The organism is Lysobacter sp. SCRH-1R, from assembly GCF_057747855.1.
Genome location: NZ_CM173227.1, coordinates 1,353,366 through 1,372,194 on the forward strand (window position 1 = coordinate 1,353,366; position 18,829 = coordinate 1,372,194).

At 68.5% G+C, this 18,829-nt stretch carries 17 protein-coding genes; 8 read left to right on the plus strand and 9 right to left on the minus strand.

What is annotated here, in order from left to right; all coding sequences use genetic code 11:
- Positions 1 to 41: 41 nt before the first annotated feature.
- The 4 genes from AC3ANK_RS06125 to AC3ANK_RS06140 all read left to right on the plus strand — a co-directional run bounded on the left by AC3ANK_RS06125 (position 42) and on the right by AC3ANK_RS06140 (position 5,743).
- Positions 42 to 1,700: an N-acetylmuramoyl-L-alanine amidase gene (locus AC3ANK_RS06125; protein WP_484172408.1), complete on the plus strand. Its 1,659-nt coding sequence runs from the start codon at positions 42 to 44 to the stop codon at positions 1,698 to 1,700.
- A gap of 187 nt (positions 1,701 to 1,887) precedes the next feature.
- Positions 1,888 to 3,744, plus strand: coding sequence for a DNA mismatch repair endonuclease MutL (gene mutL / locus AC3ANK_RS06130; protein ID WP_484172409.1), 1,857 nt, complete (start codon positions 1,888 to 1,890; stop codon positions 3,742 to 3,744).
- Positions 3,745 to 4,689, plus strand: a complete 945-nt coding sequence (locus tag AC3ANK_RS06135) for a DUF1684 domain-containing protein (protein ID WP_484172410.1) — start codon at positions 3,745 to 3,747, stop codon at positions 4,687 to 4,689. It begins immediately after the preceding gene.
- 16 nt (positions 4,690 to 4,705) lie between these two features.
- Positions 4,706 to 5,743 carry a TraB/GumN family protein gene (locus AC3ANK_RS06140; protein WP_206859340.1) on the plus strand — a complete coding sequence of 346 codons (1,038 nt, stop codon included), beginning with the start codon at positions 4,706 to 4,708 and terminating at the stop codon, positions 5,741 to 5,743.
- 103 nt (positions 5,744 to 5,846) lie between these two features.
- Here the strand turns inward: AC3ANK_RS06140 and rnfB are convergent, their stop codons facing one another.
- The 4 genes from rnfB to AC3ANK_RS06160 all read right to left on the minus strand — a co-directional run bounded on the left by rnfB (position 5,847) and on the right by AC3ANK_RS06160 (position 12,015).
- Positions 5,847 to 6,248, minus strand: coding sequence for an Rnf electron transport complex subunit RnfB (gene rnfB, locus AC3ANK_RS06145; protein WP_206859338.1), 402 nt, complete (start codon positions 6,246 to 6,248; stop codon positions 5,847 to 5,849).
- A 90-nt stretch (positions 6,249 to 6,338) separates the two neighbouring features.
- Positions 6,339 to 8,411, minus strand: coding sequence for a methionine--tRNA ligase (gene metG / locus AC3ANK_RS06150; protein WP_484172411.1), 2,073 nt, complete (start codon positions 8,409 to 8,411; stop codon positions 6,339 to 6,341).
- Between the two features lie 206 nt (positions 8,412 to 8,617).
- Positions 8,618 to 9,052 (minus strand): DUF2147 domain-containing protein, encoded by a 435-nt coding sequence (locus AC3ANK_RS06155; RefSeq protein ID WP_206859333.1) that lies wholly within the window; start codon positions 9,050 to 9,052, stop codon positions 8,618 to 8,620.
- Positions 9,053 to 9,189: 137 nt separating this feature from the next.
- Positions 9,190 to 12,015, minus strand: a complete 2,826-nt coding sequence (locus AC3ANK_RS06160; RefSeq protein ID WP_484172412.1) for a TonB-dependent receptor plug domain-containing protein — start codon at positions 12,013 to 12,015, stop codon at positions 9,190 to 9,192.
- Positions 12,016 to 12,183: 168 nt separating this feature from the next.
- Here AC3ANK_RS06160 and apbC point away from each other — a divergent pair, with 168 nt between their 5' ends.
- From apbC to AC3ANK_RS06180, 4 genes are all read left to right on the plus strand, one after another.
- A complete protein-coding gene (gene apbC, locus AC3ANK_RS06165) occupies positions 12,184 to 13,266 on the plus strand; it encodes an iron-sulfur cluster carrier protein ApbC (RefSeq protein ID WP_484172413.1) in 1,083 nt (360 codons plus the stop codon).
- 132 nt (positions 13,267 to 13,398) lie between these two features.
- A complete protein-coding gene (gene dcd / locus AC3ANK_RS06170; RefSeq protein WP_206859328.1) occupies positions 13,399 to 13,971 on the plus strand; it encodes a dCTP deaminase in 573 nt (190 codons plus the stop codon).
- Positions 13,972 to 14,046: 75 nt separating this feature from the next.
- Positions 14,047 to 14,547 (plus strand): RDD family protein, encoded by a 501-nt coding sequence (locus AC3ANK_RS06175; RefSeq protein WP_206859327.1) that lies wholly within the window; start codon positions 14,047 to 14,049, stop codon positions 14,545 to 14,547.
- A 146-nt stretch (positions 14,548 to 14,693) separates the two neighbouring features.
- Positions 14,694 to 15,473 carry a M48 family metallopeptidase gene (locus AC3ANK_RS06180; protein WP_484172414.1) on the plus strand — a complete coding sequence of 260 codons (780 nt, stop codon included), beginning with the start codon at positions 14,694 to 14,696 and terminating at the stop codon, positions 15,471 to 15,473.
- A gap of 76 nt (positions 15,474 to 15,549) precedes the next feature.
- On the opposite strand, the gene pcp is transcribed toward AC3ANK_RS06180, so the two are convergent.
- The 5 genes from pcp to AC3ANK_RS06205 are packed head-to-tail and all read right to left on the minus strand — an operon-like array spanning position 15,550 to position 18,829.
- A complete protein-coding gene (gene pcp / locus AC3ANK_RS06185) occupies positions 15,550 to 16,209 on the minus strand; it encodes a pyroglutamyl-peptidase I (protein WP_206859324.1) in 660 nt (219 codons plus the stop codon).
- On the minus strand, positions 16,206 to 17,171 hold the full coding sequence (locus tag AC3ANK_RS06190; RefSeq protein ID WP_484172415.1) for a DUF979 domain-containing protein: 966 nt from the start codon (positions 17,169 to 17,171) through the stop codon (positions 16,206 to 16,208). Before AC3ANK_RS06190 ends, pcp begins: the two co-directional genes overlap by 4 nt.
- Positions 17,158 to 17,892 carry a DUF969 domain-containing protein gene (locus AC3ANK_RS06195; protein WP_484172416.1) on the minus strand — a complete coding sequence of 245 codons (735 nt, stop codon included), beginning with the start codon at positions 17,890 to 17,892 and terminating at the stop codon, positions 17,158 to 17,160. The genes AC3ANK_RS06190 and AC3ANK_RS06195 overlap by 14 nt, the downstream gene beginning before the upstream one ends.
- A complete protein-coding gene (locus AC3ANK_RS06200) occupies positions 17,889 to 18,644 on the minus strand; it encodes a LamB/YcsF family protein (RefSeq protein ID WP_484172417.1) in 756 nt (251 codons plus the stop codon). The genes AC3ANK_RS06195 and AC3ANK_RS06200 overlap by 4 nt, the downstream gene beginning before the upstream one ends.
- A 20-nt stretch (positions 18,645 to 18,664) precedes the next feature.
- Positions 18,665 to 18,829, minus strand: coding sequence for a LiaI-LiaF-like domain-containing protein (locus AC3ANK_RS06205; protein WP_181902663.1), 165 nt, complete (start codon positions 18,827 to 18,829; stop codon positions 18,665 to 18,667).

Below are 18,829 nucleotides of genomic sequence, written 5' to 3' on the forward strand. Positions count from 1 at the left end.
AGTGCTTGCAAATTTAATATCGCGGTGCTTGACTACCGGCCATGCGTGTCAAGGCCGCCACCGTCCAGAAATGCCTGCTCGGCCTCGCGCTGCTCGCGGCGCTGGCCTGGAATCTCGCCCACGCCAGTGAAATCAAGGGCTTGGAACTGCGCGACGGCGCCACCGGCACCCGCGCCGAAATCGCCCTGGACCGTGCCGCCGAATTCAAGGTCATCAGCCTCAAGGGGCCGGATCGCCTCGTCATCGACCTTCCGTCCTCCGCGCTGGCCCGCGGCCTGCGTCTGCCGTCCGCTGTCGGCGTGGTGAAGTCGGTCCGCACCGGCGAACCGACGCCCGGGACGGCCCGCATCGTGTTCGATCTGGCCCAGCCGGTCGCCGTGCTCAAGCCGCGCATCGAACAGGCCGGCGACGGTCCGCGCCTGGTGCTGGAATGGCCGGGCGATGGCGCTCCGTCCGCCGCGGCCGTCGCCTCCGCGCCCGCGCAGCCCGCTGCCGTCGCGCCGGCGGTCGCAACCGCTGCCGCACCGCCGGCCGAATCCCTGGCACCGAAGTTCGACCCGGCCGCCTCGTCGGCGGCGACGACGCGCCTGATCACCGAAATCGTCGCGCGCAACGAGAGCACCGCCGCGCCGACGCCGTCCGCCGCGCCGGCGTCCGTCGCGACCGTTCCGCCGTCGGCGATGCCGAGCGTCACGCCGATCGCGTCCGCAGCCACGCAGCTGCCGGCGACGGCTTCGCAGAACACGATCGCGCCGGCGAAGCCGCCCGTCGCGACCACCATCGCCACCGGCGTTCCGACCCGCATCGCCACCGGCGTACCGACGCCCATGCCCGGTTCGGCGCTGGCCGCGTCGGGTAACGCGACGGCAGCCGAAGCCGAAGCGCCCGCGAAGCAGGCGCCGGTCAAGACGATGAAGGACGTGATGCGCGGTCGCGGCATGCGTCCGCTGGTCATCGCCATCGACGCCGGCCACGGCGGGCAGGACCCGGGCGCGATCGGCCCGTCGGGCAAGCGCGAGAAGGACGCGACGCTGGCGATCGCCCGCGAACTGGCGCGGCAGGTCAACGCCACCCCGGGCCTGAAGGCCTACCTCACGCGCGACACCGACGTGTTCATCCCGCTGCCGCGTCGCGCGCAGCTGGCGCGCGCGGCCAAGGCGGACATGTTCATCTCCATCCATGCCGACGCCGCGGAAAACCGCGCCGCGCGCGGCTCGTCGGTGTACGTGTTGTCGCTCAAGGGCGCGTCCTCGCAGCGCGCCCGCTGGCTGGCCGACAAGGAAAACGCGTCCGATCTCATCGGCGGCGTGCGCCTGGAGCAGACCAGCAACACGCTGGCCTCGGTGCTGCTCGACCTTACCCAGAGCGGCCACATGAAGGCCTCCGAGGACGCCGCCGGCCATGTGCTCGACGGCCTCAAGCGTGTGGGCAACAACCACAAGCCGAACATCGAGCGCGCCAACTTCGCCGTGCTGCGCACGTCCGACATGCCGGCGATGCTGGTCGAAACCGCCTTCATCTCGAATCCCGAAGAAGAAAAGCGGCTCAACGATCCCGGCCACCAGCGCAAGCTCGCGCGTGCGGTGCTGGATGGCGTCAACACCTATTTCACCCGCCAACCGCCGCCGGGCACGCTCTACGCGGCGCGCGCCGACGCGCAGTACGCATCGGGTGGCGAAGCGAGCGGCGGCAGCCTCTGAGCCGCGGATCCAATCGGACCTGAAAGCGCGGACACGCCTCGCCGTATCCGCCCCATCGACGTTGATCCGTATCGAAGGCGGGCCCAGCGTTCCGCAGGTTTTTTCCTTCCGGCACGGCGAGCGGGGCGGCGCCGTCGGCTATCATGCGTGGCGATTCTTCCGCGATTCCGGACCGCTTCGCCCAGCCGTGACGATCCGCCAGCTCCCCGACACCCTCATCAACCAGATCGCCGCCGGCGAGGTCATCGAGCGTCCCGCTTCGGTGGTCAAGGAGCTCGTCGAGAACGCGCTCGACGCCGGCGCGCGCCGCATCGACATCGACCTGGAAGAAGGCGGCGTCCGCCTGATCCGCATCCGCGACGACGGCAAGGGCATCGAGCCCGGCGAACTGCCATTGGCGGTCTCGCGCCACGCGACCAGCAAGATCGCCTCGCTCGACGACCTGGAAGGCGTGGCGACGCTCGGCTTCCGCGGCGAGGCGCTGCCGTCGATCGCCTCGGTCAGCCGCTTCGCGCTCACCTCGCGCCGCGTGGGCAGCGATCGCGCGGCGACGCTGGAAATCGACGGCGGCCGTCCCGGCGAGGTCATGCCGAAGCCGCACCCGCCGGGGACGACGGTCGAGGTGCGCGACCTGTTCTTCAACGTGCCGGCGCGGCGCAAGTTCCTGAAGGCCGAGCGCACCGAGCTCGGCCACATCGAGGAATGGCTGCGGCAGCTGGCGCTCGCGCGTCCGGACGTCGAACTGCGCGTCTCGCACAACGGCAAGCCGTCGCGTCGCTGGAAAGGCGAGGGCGACCCCGGATCAGGTCCGGGGCAGGCCCTGTTGTCCGAAGTGCGCCTGCACGAAGCGCTCGGCGAGGAATTCGCCCGCAACGCGCTGCGCGTCGAACACGCCGGCGCCGGCCTGCGCCTGCACGGGTGGATCGCCCAGCCCGCCTACAACCGCGCCAGCGCCGACCAGCAATACCTCTACGTCAACGGCCGCGCGGTGCGCGATCGCAGCATCGCGCACGCGATCAAGCAGGCGTATGCCGACGTGCTCTTCCACGGCCGCCAGCCGGCGTACGTGCTGTTCCTCGAACTCGACCCGCGCCGCGTCGACGTCAACGTGCATCCGGCCAAGCACGAAGTGCGGTTCCGCGACGCGCGGCTGATCCACGATTTCGTCTACCGCACCCTGCAGGACGCGCTGGCCGAAACGCGCGCCGGCACGGTCGCGGGCGTCGCCGGCATGCCGGCGAACGACGCGATGGCGGCGCCCGCATTCGGCGGTCATGCCAGCGCGGCGCCGGCCTACGGGTATCTCGATCGCGCCACGCAGTCGCCGCTGCCGATGCAGGTGGCGGACACCCGCGCCGGTTACGCGGCGCTGTACGGCGGCGGGGCCGTGACCGCGGTGGCGCCGTCGTTCGTGCAGGTGTCGCAACCGGCGACGTTGCCGCACGGTGAGGACGCCACGCTGCCGCCGCTCGGTTATGCGATCGCGCAATTGCATGGCATCTACATCCTCGCCGAGAGCGCGGAAGGCCTGATCGTCGTCGACATGCACGCCGCGCACGAGCGCATCGGCTACGAGAAGCTCAAGACCGCGCACGACGGGGAAGGCCTGCGCACGCAGCCGCTGCTCGTCCCGGCGACGCTGGCGGTATCCGAGCGCGAGGCCGAAGTCGCCGAACGCGAGGCGCGGACGCTGGCCGAACTCGGCTTCGAAGTGACCCGCAGCGGCCCGCAGTCGCTGACCTTGCGCGCGGTGCCGGCGCTGCTCGCGCACGGCGACGTCGAGGCGCTGCTGCGCGACGTGCTGGCCGACCTCCGCGAACATGGCGAATCCCGCCGCGTCGCCGCCGCGCGCGACGAACTGCTCGCGACGATGGCCTGCCACGGCGCGGTGCGCGCGAACCGGCGTCTCACTCTGCCCGAGATGAATGCCCTGTTGCGCGAGATGGAAATCACCGAGCGCTCCGGCCAGTGCAATCATGGCCGTCCCACCTGGGCGCGGTTCACGCTGCCCGACATCGACCGCTGGTTCCTGCGAGGACGTTGAATGGCTTCAGGCGCGAAGGGGGCACTGATCCTCATGATGCTGGGTGCGATCACCGCCTGCGGGCCAGGCCGGGACGATGCCGCGAGCGCCGAACAGGCGAAGGCGGCGCAGGTGGCCTTCCAGCGCGAGCTGGACGTGGTGCGCCAGGCGCGCATCGCCGAGCTGACCCGGCCCGACGGCTGGACCAGCCTGGTCGGGCTGCACTGGATCGATCCGGGCGCGCATTACGTCGGCGCTTCCGCCGGCAACGGGATCAAGCTGGCGGTCGGTCCGGCGCACCTGGGCATGATCGACCAGGGCAAGGGCGGCATCCGCTTCGTCGCGGAGAAGGGCGTGGCGATGACGCTCGATGGCCAGCCGTTCACCGGCGAGACGATCCTGCGCGCCGACGACGCGCCGGCCGGGCCCAGTGTCATCGCGTTCGATGAAGGCAAGGGCGTGGCGACGGTGATCAAGCGCGGCGATCGCTACCTGCTGCGCGTGAAGCACGCCGACGCGCCCACGCGCACCGGCTTCCGCGGCATCGAGTACTGGCCGACCAGCGCCGACTGGCGCGTGGAAGGCCGCTTCGTGCCGCATCCGGCGGGCAAGACGCTGGAGATCGCCAACATCATCGGCACCACCGACGCGGTGCCGAATCCGGGCGCGATCGAGTTCCAGCACGGCGGCAAGACCTTCCGCATCGAAGCGCTCGACGAGGGCGGCGACACGCTGTTCCTGGTCTTCGCCGATCGCACCAGCGGACACGGCAGCTATCCGGCCGGACGCTTCCTCGACGTCGCCAAGCCGGGCGTGGGCGGCACCGTCGTGCTCGATTTCAACCAGGCGCACAATCCGCCGTGCGCGTTCACCCCGTTCGCGACCTGCCCGCTGCCGCCGCCGGAGAACCGGCTGGACGTGGCGATCCAGGCCGGCGAGAAGACCTACGCCCACTCCGCTCCCTGATCCGGACCACCACCCGATGCGCCGCCTGAAGCTGCTCTGCCTTTCGCTCCTCGCTGCCGCGGGCCTGATGTCGATGGCCCTCGCCGTCGAGCAGGCGCGCTCGCCGTCGCAGCCGGCTCCGGTCGCACCAGGCGCAGGCGTCGCCACCGCGACGGCCAAGGCGCCGCCGGTGCCGCTGCTGTGGAAGGTGTCCGATCGCGACAACGCGGTGTACCTGCTCGGCTCGTTCCACCTGCTCAAGGCCGACGATTACCCGCTCTCGTCCGACATCGACCAGGCGTTCGCAAGCGCCGACAAGGTCGTTTTCGAAGTGCCGCCGGAGCAGTTGCTGGATCCGGCGACGGGGCAGAAATTCCTCGCCGCCGCCGGCTATGCGGATGGACGCACGCTCAGCCAGGTGCTGCCGCCGACCATGCGCGAGAAGTTCAACCGCATCCTTGCCCGTTACGACGAATCCATCGCGCAGTTCGACGCGTACGAGCCGTGGTTCGTGAACCTCTCGTTGATGCTGGGCATCTCGCAGCAGATGGGCTTCCAGCAGGAAAAGGGCCTGGACCAGGTGCTGATGCAGCAGGCGCGCGCGAGCGGAAAGGCGACCGGCGGACTGGAGTCGATCGACCTGCAGCTGAGCGTGCTCGATTCCACGCCGATGGACGAGCAGGTGAAGTCGCTGAAGGAATTCCTCGACAAGCCCATGGAAATGCCCGGCATGCTCAGCGACCTGCACAACGCGTGGCGCGACGGCGACCTCGCGCGGCTGGACACGCTCACGCGCGAGGAAATGCGCGAGAAAACGCCCGAGACGTACCGCATGGTCAACGTCGAGCGCAACGACGCGTGGGTGCCGCAGATCCAGCAGATGCTCGACGGACAGAAGAAGGGCGACACGCTGGTGGTCGTCGGCGCGCTGCACCTGCTCGGCGAGGATGGCGTGGTCGAGAAGTTGCGCGCGAAGGGCTATGCGGTGGAGCGCGTGTGCTCGGTGTGCGTGCCGGAAGCAGCGCCTGCGGGTGGGGCGACGCAAGGCGCGCCTGCGAACGCGTCGGCGAGGTAACGCTGTTTCTCCTGCGCTTCCGGGGCGTTCACTTCACCCAGCTCATCCCGGTTCACCCAGCGTCTCCCGGTCTTCGCCGGGATGACTTTTCGGGGGCGAACGCCTACGCCGCCACCATCACGATGCAATCCACCGGGCACGCCGGCACGCACAGCTCGCAGCCGGTGCACAGCGGGTCGATGACGGTGTGCATGTGCCTGGAACCGCCGACGATCGCGTCCACGGGGCACGCCTGGATGCATTTGGTGCAGCCGATGCAGTCCGCTTCGACGATCAGCGCCACCTGTGGCGGCTTGTGTTCGCCGCGCGTCCGGTCGAACGGTTTCGCCGGCACGTCCAGCAGCTTCGCGAGCGCACGCGCGCCCTCGTCGCCGCCGGGCGGACAGCGGTCGACCTCCGCCTCGCCGCGCGCCATCGCCTCCGCATAAGGACGGCAGCCCGCGTAGCCGCACTGCCCGCATTGGGTTTGCGGGAGCAGGCGGTCGAGGCGTTCGGTCAGGTCCATGAGCGGGAAAAACGAGGGGAGAGGAACGAGAAACGAGTAGGAGTGCCGGCGTCACTCGCTTCTCACTCCTGATCACTCGTTCCTGGTCGTTCAGCGCACCGGCGCCCCCGGCTGCACGCCTGCATCCGCATCGAGCAGGTGCAGCGAGCCGCCGTCGAAACCGGCCGACAGGATCATTCCCTCGCTGGTGCCGAAGCGCATCTTGCGCGGCGCGAGGTTGGCGATGAACACGACGCTGCGGCCGACGAGCTTTTCCGGTTCGCCGTAGGAACCGCGGATGCCGGAGAAGATCTGGCGCGTGCCCAGCTCGCCGGCGTCGAGTTCGAAACGCAGCAGCTTGTCGGAGCCTTCCACGAATTCGCACGCGACCACCTTGCCCACGCGCAGGTCGAGCTTGGCGAAGTCGTCGATGCCGATGGTCGGTGCGGCATCGCCCGCGGCAGGCGCCGGTGCGGCGGCGGCCTTGGGTTCGGCCTTGGCGGTGGTTTCAGTCCTGGCGTCGGCCTTCGGGGCCAGCGAATCCTTGGAAGCGTCGATCATGGTCTGGATCTGTTTCGGGTCGATGCGGGTGAACAGCGGGGTGTAGGCGTTGATGGTGCGCGCGAGCAGCGGCGCTTCGGTGTCGCGCCAGTGCGTCACGGGCGCGGCGAGGAAAGCCTCCGCCTGCGCGGCGACGCGCGGCAGCACCGGCTTGAGCGCGGCGTTGAGCACGCGGAACAGGTTCAGGCCCTGCGTGCACACGGCCTGCAGCTGCGCCTCCATGCCGTCCTGCTTGGCGAGTACCCACGGCTTGTGTTCGTCGATGTACTTGTTGGCCTCGTCCGCCAAGGCCATCGTCAGGCGCAGCGCGGTGGCCGCTTCGTTGCGCTCGTACGCCTGCGCGATCGGCGCCAGCTGTTCGACGAAGCGCGCGTACTGCGCCGCGTCGGGCAGGGCATCGGCGAGGCGACCGTCGAAACGCTTCTCGATGAACCCGGCGCAGCGGCTGGCGAGGTTCACGAACTTGCCGACCAGGTCCGCGTTCACGCGCGCGACGAAGTCCGACAGGTTGAGGTCGAGATCATCGACGCCGCCGGTGGTCTTGGTCGCGTAGTAGTAACGCAGCGCTTCGGGATCGAGGCCGGCGTCGAGATAGGTGCGCGCCATGACGAAGGTGCCGCGCGACTTGGACATCTTGGCGCCGTCGACGGTGAGATAGCCGTTGACGTGCAGCCGCGTCGGCGCGCGGAAGCCCGCGCCGTGCAGCACCGCCGGCCAGAACAGGCCGTGGAAGTTGACGATGTCCTTGCCGATGAAGTGGTGCAGTTCGGCCGGGCTGTCGCGGCGCAGGTAGGACCAGAAGTCCAGGCCTTCGCGCTCGCACAGCGCCTGGAAGCTGGACAGGTAGCCGATCGGCGCGTCCAGCCAGACGTACAGGTACTTGCCCGGATGGCCGGGGATCTGGAAACCGAAGTACGGCGCGTCGCGCGAGATGTCCCACGCGCGCAGGCCGCCCTCGGCGTCCAGCCATTCCTGGAGCTTCGCCTTCACGCCGGGAAGCGCGACGTCGCCGGCGAGCCATTCGCGCAGGAAGCCGGCGAACTGGCCGACCTCGAAGAAGAAGTGTTCGGACTCGCGCAGCTCCGGCGTGGCGCCGCTGATGACCGAGCGCGGTTCCTTCAGTTCGGTCGGCGAGTAGGTCGCGCCGCAGTTCTCGCAGTTGTCCCCGTACTGGTCGGGCGTGCCGCAGTTGGGGCAGATGCCCTTCACGTAGCGGTCGGGCAGGAACATGCCCTTGACCGGGTCGTACAGCTGCGCGACCGAGCGGCGCGCGATGTGGCCGTTGTTGTCGAGCTTGGCGTAGATCGCCTCGGTCAGGACGCGGTTGCGTTCGGAATTGGTCGAGTCGTAATGATCGAAGGCGACGCCGAAATCGGCGAAGTCGCGCTCGTGGCTGGCCTGGATGCCGGCGATGAAGGCTTCCGGCGACTGCCCGGCCTTCTCGGCGGCGAGCATGATCGGCGTGCCGTGGGTGTCGTCGGCGCACACGTACCAGGCCTTGTGGCCGGCCATGCGCTGGGCGCGGCACCAGATGTCGGCCTGGGTGTAGCCGACCAGGTGGCCCAGGTGCAGGTGCCCGTTGGCATAGGGCAGGGCGCAGGAAACGACGAACTCGCGGGACATGGGGGACCGGAATGCGAAGAGAGCCGGGGATTATCGCATGCGCGTCGCACGCCCCCGACGACGCACGGGCCTTTGTAGCCCGGGTAAGCGAAGCGCCCCCGGGGAAACGTGACGGTGGCTTCCCGGATGCGGTCGTCGATCCAGCCCAGCCCACAAAAGCAGAACGCCCCGGCATGCCGGGGCGTTCGTCGAAGCCGGGACCGCCGTCAGCGGCGGTTCCAGGTCTGCGTGCGGCCCAGCAGCGAGAAGCCCATGAACCCGCGCACTTCCAGCTTGTTGCCGTTGTCCACCGGGGTGACCTTGACCGAATAGACCTTGCCGCTGGCCGGATCGAGGATCTGCCCGCCTTCCCAGGTCTCGCCCTTCTGCTTGATGCCCCACAGGATCACCATGCCCTTGACCGGCTTGTTCTTGCGCTCGCCGGAGCACTTGTCGCAGACCGGGTTCGGGCCGCGATCGGACTGGAGGATCTCCGTCACGCGGCCGGCGAGGCTGCCGTCCTTCGCTTCGTAGATCTCGACCACCGACTTGGGCTTCTGCGTCTTGTCGTCGATGGTGGTCCACTGGCCCACGGGCGAGGTCTGGGCGAAGGCGCCCAGCGGCAGGGCCAGCAACAACAGGGTGAGCAACTTGGTGCGCATGTGTCCCCTCCCAGGGATCGAATTCCGCCCAGTTATACCGCATCCGATGGCGTACGGAACCCCGTCCCGGACGCCTGCCGCACGCAAAAAAAGACCCCGCCTCGCGGCGGGGTCCGGGACTTCGCGAAGCGAAACGTTTACTTGCCGAAGTTGTAGCGCATCTCCACGTACATGGAGCGGCCGTACGCGCTGTACAGGTAGTTGTTGTACGGCGTGTCCTCCGTGCCCGGGAAGTTCGACGCCTGGTCTTCCGGCGTCTTGTCGAGGACGTTGTTGATCAGGAGCGACAGGCGGATGTTGTCGGTCGCGTCGTAGTTGAACGTCAGGTTGTAGGTCGAGTACGGCGCGAACCAGCCGGCGCGCGCACCGTTGATCTCGTCATCCCACGAGCCGGTCGCGTAGGCCACGTAGTTCGGCGTCTTGCCGATGCGATTGGCGTACACGGTGGTGGTCAGCTTGCCGATGTTCCAGCCCACCGACGCGTCGGCGCGGGTCTTCGCATAGGCGTCGTACACCCACATGTAGTACGGATCGCGCAGCAGGTCGATCTCGTCCTCACCCGGCAGCGGCGTGACCGTGTGCTTGAGGTTGTTGGTGTAGTTGCCGGCGAAGGCCAGCGAGCCCCACTTGCCGATGTCCAGCACGTAGTTGAGGCTGGCGGTGACCGCTTCCAGCTTCTGCTGCGAGACGTTGATCTTCGGCGTGTAGATCTGCTGGATCTCGTTGTTGGCGCCGCGGGTCACCCAGGCGAGGGCGTTGTCGCAGCTGGCCGAGGCGGTGTTGGCCTGGCCGGTGCGGCAGAAGTACTCGGCCAGCAGCAGCTGGTCGCTGCTGAGCTGGTCGACCTCGTCGCGGATGTCCCAGTGGAAGTAATCCATCGAGAACGAGAGGTTGTTGATCGGCGCCCACACGAAACCGGCGTTCCACACGTCGGCCTCGATCGGCTGCAGGTCCGGGTTGCCCGACTGCTGGCCGAAGTACTGCGTGCTGTCGTACGCGCAGTCCTGGGTGTTGCCCGGCGTGTAGCCTTCCAGCGAGCAGCGGTAGTAATCGGTGTCGGAGCTGTAGTAGCCGCTCAGGCCCTGGAACACGTCCGACAGCGTCGGCGCGCGGAACGCCGTGCCGTACTTGCCGCGCAGCAGGAAGCTTTCGACCGGACGGTATTCCACGCCGATGCTGTAGGTGGGCTTGTCGATGGTCTGGCCGGCAACCTTGAACGCGTCGTAGCGGCCGGACACCGTCACCGTCAGCGGCTCCCACAGCGGCAGGCGCAGTTCGCCGGTCACGGCGTAGCGGTCGCGATCGCCCGAACCGTTCACCGAGGTCAGGCCCCAGATCTCCGATTCCAGCGTCTCCGGATCCTGCATCAGGCGCGCGTCGGGCGTGTAGTCCCAGCTCTGCGTGCCGCCCTCGACCACCACCGCCAGGCCGGCATCGCCGCCCGGCAGCGAGAACAGCGCCGAGTTGGTCAGCTGCGCACGCAGGGTGTTGTCGGTGGTCTTGCTGCGCGTGTCGACGAAGCCGGTGAAGCTGGCGAAGTCGGACGGCGACATCGGCGTGTAGAACGCCGCGTAGTTCGGACGGAAGATCGGATAGCCGCTTTCCGTGCCCAGCTGCGGGCCCAGCACGTGGTCGAGGAAGTAGTTGTCGATCGCGTCGGCGAAGCGGACCCACTGGTGCTCGGTCAGCTTGTACTCGGTGCGGGTGAAGCCGACGTCCCAGTCCCAGTTGCTGCCGAACATGCCGCTCGCGCCCAGGGTGACCTGGTAGGAACGGTTGCGGTCGGTGTTCATGATGTCCTTGAAGCCCTGGCCGCCGATGTCCTCGGGCGAGAACGCGCGCTGCAGGTTCAGGAACGCATCCTGGTCCGGATCGTAGTAGTAGCCGTACTTCGCGCTGGTGCCCCACCAGGTGTAGCCCGAACCGGTGGCGTACTCCACGTCCTCGTGGTTGGTCAGCACGTCGGCGTAGAGCTGGACGTTGTCGGTCAGGTCGTACGTGCCATGCCCGTAGATCTGCGTGGCTTCCTTGCCGTTGAGCAGCGTGCGGTAGCCCGGCGTGCTGAACGAACCGCAGTACTGGCCGAGGTTCGGACGCGACTGCAGGCCCTCGGTGCCGCCGAACTGGCCGGTCACGTTCGCGCAGTTGGCCGGATCCAGGAACAGGTACGAGTTGCCGGCCGAGCCGTTGATCACCACGTAGTCGCGGCTGGCCGCAGCGGCGGAATAGCCGTTGGGGTTGTACTGCTTGGTGAGGTCGCGCTGGTAGCCCCAGATCGGATCGCGGGTCTCGTACTGCAGGCCGCCGATCAGGTTCAGGCGGCCGTCGGCGCTGGTGAAGCCGTCGGACACGCTGACGCGGAAGCTGTCGCCGCCGCCGTCGCTGTACGCGCCACCGCGCAGGTTCACCGACAGGCCGTCGACGTTCTTCTTCAGGATCACGTTCACCACGCCGGCGATCGCGTCGGAGCCGTACAGCGACGACTGGCCGCCCGGCAGGATCTCGATGCGCTCGACCAGGTCGACCGGGATGCCGCTGATGTTGTTGAAGGTGTCCGAACCGTTGTACAGGGCCGGATAATTGGCCATCGGGCGTCCGTTGATCAGGTACTTGGTGTAGCCCGGATCGAGGCCGAACATGCCCGACGCTTCGGCGCCCTGCGTGAACGAGGCCGAGGTCTGGCCGCCCTGCAGGCCGCCGGTCTGGAACGTGGACTGCTGCAGCACGTCCGACACGCTGGTGAAGCCGCGCATCTGGATGTCTTCGGCCGAGATCACGGTGACCGGCGTGAAGTTCTCGATCTGCGTCTGCGGAATCAGCGAACCGGTGACCGTGACCTTGTCGAGGTCGGTGGCGGATCCGGCTTCCTGGGCCATCGCCACGCCGGCGACGGGCATGAGCGATGCGACGAGCAAAGCGGTGCTCAGTCGGCTGCGGCGCAGCCGATTGTTGGATACTGGCATCTGGTTGAACCCCTAAATGGACGTCAAGGAGAGAGCAGGCACGTGCTTCCGTTCATTCCGGACTCGTATCCCTCGTCATGGCCCGGTCATCGGACCGTAACATGTGCTTAACGTGAAATTAGCCGCGTTTTCCTTGTCGCCATAACTGGCAAAACAGAAGGTTGCGACGTGATCAATCAGCTTCTGGAGCAGCGCATCGGCGCGCTCCGCGTTTTCGATGCGGACCTCTCGCTCAATGATGCGAACGCGCGCATTCGCGTCGCCGTGGCGGACGGCCGCGCGGTGGTAGAAATCGTCCCTGGGTTCCCGTGCGCGTCGTTGCGTCCGCGGCTCGAAGCGGACGTGCAGCGGCTGCTCGCCGACGAAGGACTGGCGTTGACGCGGCTCGACCTGCATCCGCGCGTCGCCTCGCATGCGGTGCAGCCGAATCTGTCGCCGCTGCCGAACGTGCGCAACCTCATCGCGGTGGGATCGGGCAAGGGCGGCGTGGGCAAGTCGACCACGGCGGTGAACCTGGCGCTCGCGCTGGCGGGCGAGGGCGCGCGCGTGGGCGTGCTCGATGCGGACATCTACGGCCCCAGCATCCCGACGATGCTCGGCCTCGATGGCCGCCCCGACAGCCCGGATGGCAAGACCATCGAACCGATGCAGGCGCACGGCGTGGAAGCGATGTCCATCGGCCTGCTGGTGGACCAGGACACGCCGATGATCTGGCGCGGCCCGATGGCGACCTCCGCGCTCACCCAGCTGCTGGGCGAGACCCGCTGGGGCCATTCGCTCAGCGGGGACCTGGATTACCTCATCGTCGACCTGCCGCCGGGCACGGGCGACATCCAGCTGACCCTGGCGCAGAAGATCCCGGTCGCGGGCGCGGTGATCGTGACCACGCCGCAGGACGTGGCGACGCTGGATGCGCGCAAGGCACTGAAGATGTTCGAGAAGGTCCACGTGCCGGTGCTGGGCCTGGTGGAGAACATGGCGGTGCACGTGTGCTCGAACTGCGGCCACGCCGAGCACGTCTTCGGCGAGGGCGGCGGCCGTCGCATGGCCGAGCAGTACGGCGTCCCGCTGCTGGGCAGCCTGCCGCTGGAGATCGCGATCCGCGAGCAGGGCGATGCCGGCTCGCCGGTGGTCGTCGCCGCGCCGGCGAGCGCCGCCGCCGCGGCGTATCGCGCCACGGCGCTGCGCATGGCGGTCGAACTGGCCCGCCGGCCGCGGGTGGCGACGCCGCTTTCGGCCTCGCTGGTGTAAGGGACCGGAAGCAAGGGAGAGGAACGGAAACGAGTGGAAAGCCCGGCTTTTGCTCGCGTTTCCCATGCCTCGTCACTCGTTCCTGCTTTTCCGGCACAATCCCCGTTCCCACGCCCGAGCCGCCCCAACCGCATGAGCATCAAGTCCGACCGCTGGATCCGCCGCATGTCCGAGCAGCCCAACGGCATGATCGAGCCGTTCGAGCCCGGTCAGGTCAAGACCGCGGCGGACGGCCACCGCATCGTCAGCTACGGCACTTCCAGCTACGGGTACGACGTGCGCTGCTCGCGCGAGTTCAAGGTGTTCACCAACATCAACTCCACGATCGTCGACCCGAAGCACTTCGACAACGGCAGCTTCGTCGACATCGAAAGCGACGTCTGCATCATTCCGCCGAATTCCTTCGCGCTGGCGCGCACGGTCGAGTACTTCCGCATCCCGCGCGACGTGCTCGTCGTCTGCCTGGGGAAGAGCACCTACGCGCGCTGCGGCATCATCGTCAACGTGACGCCGCTGGAGCCGGAATGGGAAGGCCACGTCACGCTCGAATTCAGCAACACCACGCCCCTGCCGGCGCGCATCTACGCGAACGAGGGCGTGGCGCAGATGCTGTTCTTCCAGTCCGACGAAGTCTGCGACACCTCCTACAAGGATCGCGGCGGCAAGTACCAGGGCCAGACCGGCGTCACGCTGCCGCGCACCTGACCGCCCCCGGCCGGCGGCGGTGCGCCAGGGGAAGCCGGCCAACGCAACGCACATTCACTCGAAGGGGAAATCGCAGTGGAACAGCACAATCCTTACCAGCGCCCGCAGGCGCAGGTCGCCGACGTGTTGCCGCCCGACGGGCTCGTGCCCGCCAGCCGCGGCAAGCGTCTCGCGGCGGCCATCGTGGACGGCCTCATCGCCCTCGCGGTGTTCATCCCGATCATGATCTACGGCGGGTATTTCACCGCGCTCGCGCAGGGCGCCGGGCTGATGACGCAGCTGGGCTGGGGCCTGTTCGGCCTGGTCCTGTTCTTCGCCATCCAGTTCGTGCCGCTCAACGCCAGCGCGCAGACCTGGGGCAAGAAAGTGGTCGGCATCCGCATCGTCGACATGGACGGGCAGCAGCCCGGCCTGGGCGTGTTGATGGGACGCCGCTACCTGTTCTCCAACGGCATCGGCCTGGTGCCGCTGGTGGGCGGCGTGTTGAGCATCGTAAACGTGCTCTTCATCTTCCGTTCGGACCGTCGCTGCATTCACGACCTCGTCGCCGATACGCGCGTGGTCGAAGCGGACTGACGTCGTTGCCGTCGAGGTAACGGGAAATCCGAAGGCCCGCACTGCGGGCCTTTTTCCTGCGCCATTCGGATTCCTCCGATGGGGCGGGCCGCGCGCACGATCGAAAATCCGCCCGACGCGCGATCCCCGCGCGATGGAGACGCCGCATGACACGCAACACGACACGACTCGCCCTGACGATGGCCGGCCTGCTGTGCATGGCCGGGAGCGCCAGCGCCGGAAAGCTCGCCGACCTGCTCGGCAGCCAGGGCCTGAAGGACGCCGGCACCACCGCGATCACCGGTCTCACGCTGACCGACGCGCAGGTCGTCGAACTGGGCGCGAAATCGGTCGCGCAGATGGACAAGGAAAACCCGGTCGCGCCCGCCGGCAACGCCTATGCGAAGCGCCTGGCCAGGCTCTCGCAGGGCATGGAAGGCGAGGACGGCCTGCGGCTCAACTTCAAGGTGTACCTGGTGAAGGACGTCAACGCGTTCGCCGTACCCGACGGTTCGGTGCGCGTGTTCGCCGGCCTGATGGACCTGATGCCCGACGACGCGGAGTTGATGTCGGTCATCGGCCATGAGATCGGCCACGTCAAGCACGGCCACAGCAAGGAACACTACCGCGCCGCGTACCTGTCCAGTGCCGCGCGCAAGGGCGTGGCCGCGATGGGCGGCGCGGTCGGCAAGCTGGCGGCGTCCGACATCGGCGCGATCGGCGAGGCGGCGGTCAACGCGAAGTTCAGCCGCGCGAACGAAACGCAGGCGGACGAATACGGCGCGGATTTCCTGCGCCGCCACAAGATGGACCCGAATGCCTCGGTGCGCGGGATGCAGAAGCTCGCCGCGCAGGACGGCAAGGCGAAGACGTCCTTCCTCGACGACCATCCGGCTTCGCAGGAACGCGTGACGCATCTGCAGAAGTACATCGCACGGAAGAAGTGACGCGTCAGGAGCGAGAGACGGGGCGTGGGTGGGCACGAACGACGCCCACTCCTCGCTCCTCCTCACGCACTGCTGCTCAATGCGTGGCGCCACCGCCCATCCGCACGTCGCGCTCGATCGTGAGCGCGATCCCCACCGCAAGCCGCAACGCCTGCGCGACGACCGTCGCCGGCAGGCTCGGCGCACCGGCATGCAGTGCCGCCTGCGCGGGCGAGTAGGGGATGTGCACGAAGCCGCCGCGCACGCCGGGCCGCTCGCGCAGCGCGTGCATCAGGCCGTAGAACACGTGGTTGCACACATACGTGCCGGCGGTCTGGGAAATCTCCGCGGGAAACCCCGCATTGCGCAGCGCCGCCAGCATCGCCTTGACCGGCAATCCGGTGAAATACGCCGCCGGTCCATCCGCAGCGACCGGCTCGTCGATCGGTTGCGCGCCCGCGTTGTCGGGAATGCGCGCGTCGATCACGTTGATCGCCACGCGCTCCAGCGAGATCTGCGCGCGTCCGCCGGCCTGTCCGACGCAGATCACCAGCGTCGGTGCGAGCTCGTCCAGCGCCTGCGCGAGCGCGTGCAGCGATGCCTCGAACTCCACCGGCAGGCAGCGCGCGACGATGCGATGACCGGCGACGATCTCGCCTTCCAGCGCCTGCACGGCGTCCCAACTCGGGTTGGTCGCCTCGCCGCCAAACGGCGCGAAGCCGGTCAGCAGCACGTGCGGGAGGGGATTCGCGCTCATCGGAAGGCAAGCCAGTACATCAGGGCGAGGTTGACCAGCAGCAGCGGGATGGCCGTCGGCAACTGCGCGCGGATCACCGCGTTCGGATCGTCCAGTTCCAGCAGCGCGGCCGGAACGAGGTTGAAGTTCGCCGCCATCGGCGTCATCAGCGTGCCGCAGTAGCCGGTGAGCATGCCGATGGAGCCCAGGATCGCCGGTGCGGCGCCGTGCTGCTGGATGAGCAGAGGCAGGCCGATGCCGGCCGTCATCACCGGGAACGCCGCGAACGCGTTGCCCATGATCACCGTGAACAACACCATCCCGAGCCCGTAGGCCAGCACGCAGGCGAGGCGGCTGTCGGCGGGGATCAGCATCGACACGATCGACGCCACCGCGTCCCCGACGCCGCTCGCCGCGAACACGCCGCCCAGCGTCGCCAGCACGATCGGCAGCAGCGCCGCCCAGCCCATCGTGTCGAGCAACCGGCGGCCTTCGCCGAGCGCGGCGATGGGGCGCTCGCGCGTGACCAGCATCGCCGCGAACGTCGCGACGACGCACGCCAGTGCCAGCCCGATCAGCGTGATGCTGCCTTCGCCGAACACCGGCGTGGCGCCGAACGCGAGTTCCGGCCCGAACAGCACGATCAACACCGTGACGACCGGAATGATCAGCGCCGGCACGAACAGCTTGTGGCGCAGCCGCTGCGCCGAGGCGAGCCGCTGCGCGTGCGGTGCTTCGTCGATCGGTTCGCGGCGCATGCGCGTGGCGAGCAGTGCGAGCGCGATCACGGCCGCGCCGGCCACCTGCGCGGGCAAGCGGTCGCCGCCCTTCGATGCATCGAGCACCGGTTTTCCGGCTGCGAACAGCACCGCCAGCAGCGTCCAGAACGCCGCGTGCGCGAAACGGCGCTCGCGCAGGTTGCGCAGTCCCGCGTACAGCAGGAACAGCGCGAGCAGCAGGTAAAAGTGTTCAATCGACAGCATCGGCGTGCGCGCTCCCGCTGGCTTGTGCGGCGCGGTGCGCGGCGGTGCGGCGATCGAGGCCGCGCTGGAAGAACACGATGCGCACGGCGTGTATCACGAACGCGGCGATGGCGGTGGGCAGCGCCCACAACGCGATCTGCAACGGCTCCAGGTGTATCCCGTGTTCGGCATAGAAGCCCTGGATCAGCAGCACCGCGCCGAAGGCCAGGAACACGTCCTCGCCGAAGAAACGTCCGACGTTGTCGGTGGCCGCGGCGAGCGCGTGCACCTTCTGCGTGTCGTCGCGCGAGATCGCGCCGTTCGGCTTGGACGCAGCGGATTCCGCCATCGGCGCGAGCAGCGGTCGCACGGTCTGCGCGTGGCCGGCGATGTCGATCAGGCCGAGCATGCTCAGGCCCTGCCGCGCGGCGAGGTAGCCCGCAAGCAGCCGCGACAGCGTGAGCCGGCGCCAGCCTTCGATCCAGCGCAGCGCGTGCTCGCGCAGGCCGGCGCGTTCGAGCAGGCCAATGGTCGGCAGCGTCATCGCGAACATCAGCAGCGCGCGGTTGGAGACGAAGCTTTCGCCGAGCAGCGCCAGCAGTTCGCCCATCGACTTGCCGGCCAGCAGACCGCTCACCAGCCCTGCGCTGACCACCACGATCACCGGATTGGCGCGCAGCACGAAGCCGACCACCACCCATGCGACGCCGATCAGCGGCCAGTAGTTGATCGCTTCGTTCATGCGGTGGCTCCGAACGCGCGCACCGCGATGCCGTCGGCTTCCAGCGCCTCGCGCACGGCGCGTGCGAACTGCACCGCGTCCGCGCGATCGCCGTGCAGGCACAGCGTGTCGGCGCGCAGGCGCACGACGCGGCCATCGTCGGCCAGCACTTCGCCGTGCAGTGCAAGGCGTCGCACCTGCGCGATGGAGTCGTCCAGCGCATCGATCACCGCGCCGGGCGTGCCGCGCGGACGCAGCCGCCCGCGCGCGTCGTAGCCGCGTTCGGCGAAGACTTCATGCGCGACGCGCAACCCCTGTGCGATGCCGGCCTCCGCCAGCGCCGAGCCCGACAAGGCGTAGAGCACCAGCGTCGGATCGATGTCCGCGACGGCCGCGGCGATCGCGTCGGCGACGGCGCGATCGTCCGCCGCGACGTTGTACAGCGCGCCATGCGGTTTGACGTGCGCGAGCGGCACGCCTTCCTCTTGCGCGATGGCGCGCAGGCGTCGCACCTGCCCGCGCACCATGCGGGCCACGTCGCCGGGCGGCACGTCGAGCGCGCGCCGGCCGAAGTGTTCGCGATCCTCGTACGAAGGATGCGCGCCCGCCGCAACGCCATGCGCGCGGCACAGGCGCAGCGTTTCGCGCATCGATGCGTCATCGCCCGCGTGGCCGCCGCAGGCGATGCTCGCGGAGGTCACGTGCGGAAGGATGGCCGCATCGTCGCCGCAGCCTTCGCCCAAGTCGCAATTGAAGTCGATGCGCGTGCCCACGTGCTTGGGATCGCGCGGCCTCAGCCGCGCTTGAACAGCATGCCCAGGCCGACCACGATCAGGATCGCCGGCCACCAGGTCATCAGCAGCCGGCCGAGGCTCATGTCGGTGAAGCCGAGGTTGTTCAGCAGGAACAGGGTGCCGATCACGACCAGCACCAGCGCGCCGACGATGTTGGATTTCAT